Consider the following 2,429-nt stretch of genomic DNA (forward strand, 5'->3'; position numbering starts at 1 on the left):
CCCCACCCCCGTCACGGCGGGCCCCCTTCCCTTCGCCGAGGCCGAAACGCGCGCGGCAGCAGCCCACTTCGCTGAGGCCCGCCTGCTGACGGGACCCTCCGCGACCCGCGCCGCAGTCCTGGCCGAGCTGCCGGACGCCTCCGTCCTGCACTTCGCCTGCCACGGCCTGGCCGATTACTCCCGGCCCCTGGACAGCGGGATCCTGCTCGCCGGGCACAGCCTCCTGCGGGTCCGCGACCTCATGGCGCTCGACTTCCCGGGACGCATCCGGACGGCGGTGCTCAGCTCCTGTGAGACGGGTGTTGTCGGCACCGACCTGCCCGAGGAGGTCGTCGGACTGCCCGCCGGCTTCCTCCAGGCGGGGGTCGCGGGGGTCGTGTCGAGCCTGTGGTCGATCGGCGACCGGAGCACCGCCCTGCTGATGGCCTCCTACTACCGGCTGCTCGGCACAGAGCCGATGCCCTACGGGAACGCGCTGCGGGCGGCCCAGATCTGGGTGCGGGATTCCACGAACGCCGAGAAGAAGGCGGCGTTCCCCGAACTGGTCACGGAACCGGCCGGTTCACCGTTGGCTCATGCGTTCTGGGCGGAGAGCCGGGCCCACGACCATCCCGTCTCCTGGGCGGCCTTCACCTACACCGGCGAATAGAAGGAGCGCAGTGTCGAACGAGGCATCCGTCGTGGAGCTCGCCCGCACCATCCGCCCGTACCTGCCGGACCTGCTGCCCGCCGATTCCGCGGCGGAGCTCGACCGGCGGCTCGCGGGCCTGCTGGCCGCGGCCGACGAGCGGCGGATCGACACCGAGATCCTGGAGTTGCTGCGGGAACCGGACCTGGTGCGAAGGTGGGCCGCGCTGTTTCTGGAAGACGGGCTGCCTCCTGACGTCGCGATGGACCGGCGGGTGGGCGTCGTGCTGCCCGGCCGCGGCGAGGCCGTCGCACCCGGCAAGTTCGTCTGTCCCCAAGGGGACCTGGTCTTCTACCGACGCGCGGTCGGCCAGAGCGTGCCGCTGTGTCCCACCCACGGTGTCCTGGTTCCCGCGTCGTGATCACGAAATTCTGGGACGGTGTCGGCGGCCGGCTCGCCGACCGCTGGGCCGCGGTGGCCGTACCCGCCCTGATCTTCTGGGCGGGTGCCCTGTTCGCCGTCCTCGCCGACCGCCCGGTCATGCTGCACGAACGGCAGACGTGGCTCGCACAGCAGACCGGCGCCGCCCAGGCCGTGCTGCTTCTTGCCACGCTGACCCTCGTCGCGGGATCAGGTCTCGTCGTGGAGCGGATCACGCTGCCCGTCCTGCGGCTGGTCGAGGGCTATTGGCCCAGCCGGCTCGACGTCCTGCGCGACCGGTTCGTCCATCGGCAGGGCGCTCGGATGGCTGCGATGGAGACCGAGTGGACGGCCTTGGCCGCGGCACTCGACGACGACACCGCCACCCACCGCCAGCGACGGCAGTACGTCCGGCTCGACCAACTGCTCCGCGGCTACCCGAGCACCCCGGACCGTCTGATGCCCTCCCGAACCGGAAACCTCCTGCGGGCCGCCGAGAGCCGCCCCTTCGACAAGTACGGTTTGGACGCCGTCAAGTGCTGGCCGCATCTGTGGCTGCTCCTGCCGGAGACCTCCAGGAAGGAACTCACCGAGGCCTCCGTGAGCCTGCACGGCTGCGTGTCCACGGGCATGTGGGGCCTGTTGTTCCTCGCCTGGACGCCCTGGGCCTGGTGGGCGTTCCCGGCCGGACTGGTCGTCCTCCTCGCGGCGTTCCTGGTCTGGTTGCCGGTCCGGGCGTCCCGGTTCGCCGACCTCGTGGAGACCTGCTTCGACCTCCATCGACGGGACCTCTACCGCGCCATGCGCTGGCCACAGCCCGAGAACCCGGCCCAGGAGCGCGCTGCCGGGCAGCGACTCACCGGCTACCTGTGGCGGGGCTCCGACGAGACCCAACCCACCTTCACCGAGGAGTCCCCATGACGTCGGAGGCAGCCGACACCCGCCATCGGCTCGGCAAGCTCTACGCGTTCGAGATCATCGCCATCGCGACCGCTGCCCTGGGAGACACCGATGCCTGCGCGATGATCGAGACGCAGTTCGCCGACCGCCCTCCCATGCTCGCCGCGGTCCGCGCGATCTGGGAGGCACGGTGGGATTCCGCTTTCCTCAGCGGACTCACCCCATCGGAGACGGTCATCGCCACCCGCGCGTGGGACATTCTGCTCACCCCGGACTCGATGATGACGCTGGTGCCCGCCCCCTTCGCCCAGTGGCTGGCCGTCGGCCCGCTGCCCGATGACGACGCTCTCGTGCGGGCCCTCGAACGGCTGCCCGAGCGCGCTCAGCGGGTGGTCCAGGCAGCGCTCGCCCACTGCGCGGCACAGCGCGCACGAACCCTCGAACGCGACCGCAAGATGGCGCCCCTCGTCCAAGCGATCAA

At 71.1% G+C, this 2,429-nt stretch carries 4 protein-coding genes; all 4 read left to right on the plus strand.

Annotation, left to right across the window (positions count from 1 at the left end; all coding sequences use genetic code 11):
- On the plus strand, positions 1-649 hold a 649-nt coding region (locus O3X23_RS41830; RefSeq protein ID WP_269279902.1), incomplete at its 5' end, for a CHAT domain-containing protein.
- Positions 650-659: 10 nt separating this feature from the next.
- On the plus strand, positions 660-1,049 hold the full coding sequence (locus O3X23_RS41835) for a hypothetical protein (protein ID WP_269279905.1): 390 nt from the start codon (positions 660-662) through the stop codon (positions 1,047-1,049).
- A complete protein-coding gene (locus tag O3X23_RS41840; RefSeq protein WP_269279907.1) occupies positions 1,046-1,969 on the plus strand; it encodes a hypothetical protein in 924 nt (307 codons plus the stop codon). The genes O3X23_RS41835 and O3X23_RS41840 overlap by 4 nt, the downstream gene beginning before the upstream one ends.
- Positions 1,966-2,429: hypothetical protein (locus tag O3X23_RS41845; protein WP_269279910.1), on the plus strand; the 464-nt coding region annotated here is incomplete at its 3' end. The genes O3X23_RS41840 and O3X23_RS41845, both read left to right, overlap by 4 nt.

It is taken from the genome of Streptomyces sp. H39-S7 (assembly GCF_027158205.1).
Classification (GTDB): Bacteria; Actinomycetota; Actinomycetes; order Streptomycetales; family Streptomycetaceae; genus Actinacidiphila.